The 1,463-nt window shown below is 26.2% G+C and carries 1 protein-coding gene; it reads left to right on the plus strand.

The annotated features are described in order from the left end of the window. Positions 1-149 precede the first annotated feature (149 nt). Positions 150-1,439, plus strand: coding sequence for an IS4 family transposase (locus ACQKCJ_RS24725; RefSeq protein ID WP_427403147.1), 1,290 nt, complete (start codon positions 150-152; stop codon positions 1,437-1,439). Positions 1,440-1,463: the final 24 nt, after the last annotated feature.

The raw sequence follows: 1,463 nt of genomic DNA on the forward strand, positions 1-1,463 counted from the left end.
CAATGTCATTAAGTTAAGGTGTTAATATTCTTTATTTCAATAAATTAAGATGTTTTTAATTTGTTAGTTTATAGTAATTTTCTTATATTTAAGCTATAATTTTACAGAGTTTAGATATGCCAAAGAATTCAATTTTAATAATCAAAAAATTGAGAGAAGAGATTTTTAGTAAAGAAATAATATTAGATTATAGAGTGAATGAGCAAGATTTTACTAGAAAACGTAAGCAGCCTTTTAGTCAATTGCTAATATTTATGTTGAATTTATTAAGAAAAAGTATGGCTATAGAAATTAATAATTTTCTGGAGTATTTGAATTCAAAATTAGAATCTCAGAAAGTTGAAAATTTCACATCGAGTGCTTTTGTTCAAAAAAGGAAAAAGATAAAACCTGAGGTTTTTAATTATTTATCCTCAGTAATTATAGATAATTATTATGTCCAAAGTAATGAAAATATTAAACGATTTAAGGATTTTAGAGTTTTAGCTGTTGATGGTTCAAAGATAACCCTGCCGTTTACTGAGGAATTAAAAATATGTTTTGGCGAATCTAAAAATCAGACCAATACATCAATAGTTCAGGCAAGATCATCTGTATTGTATGATGTATTAAATGGGTTAGTTTTAGATTCAGTTTTAGAAAACATAAAAACAGGAGAAAGAGAGTTAGCCTTGAGCCATAAATCACATTGGAAAGAAAATGATTTAATAATTTATGACCGGGGATATCCTTCTTATGACTTTAAATACGAGCATATTAAATCGGGAATTGATTATTTAATAAGAGTACAAAAAAATCATAGTAAAATAGTAAGTTCTTTCATCTTAAGTGAGAAAAGAACTTTGATTGTTGATGTTTTTCCACAAGAAAAACACATATTTGAAGGGAAAGATTATGATAAAACTACTAGTATAAAAGTTCGTTTAGTCAGGGTTGATTTGCCTGGTGGAGAAATTGAAATTTTGATGACATCTTTATTAGACAGTCAAATTTACCCTTCAAATATATTTAAAGAATTATACTTTTTAAGATGGGGAATTGAGACCTTTTACGATGAATTAAAAAATAAATTAAAAGTAGAATATTTCACAGGTTATTCTAAGATGAGTATTGAGCAGGATTTTTTCTGTGCTGTATTTATCAGTAACCTGCAGTCAATTATTGTAAACGATTTAGAAGAAGAATTAAAGGTTAAGAATCAAAACACAAAATTAGATTATAAAATAAACACAAATTTGTCTTATGGATTTTTAAAAAACCGAATTTTAGAATTGCTTTTTAAAGAAGCTCCTTTGGAAGAAGTATTCAAAGAGTTAGAAAATTTATTTCTTCAAAATACAATTCCAATTCGATTAAATCGTAATAATAAACGGGAAGCAGGTAAATACAGAACTAGAGTAAGACCTTTAGTGCTTAAAAATCAAAAAGATGCGATATGAAATTTTCTTAACTTAATGACATTG

It is taken from the genome of Flavobacterium sp. NPDC079362, from assembly GCF_050267765.1.
In the GTDB taxonomy this organism is placed as follows: Bacteria; Bacteroidota; Bacteroidia; order Flavobacteriales; family Flavobacteriaceae; genus Flavobacterium; species Flavobacterium azizsancarii.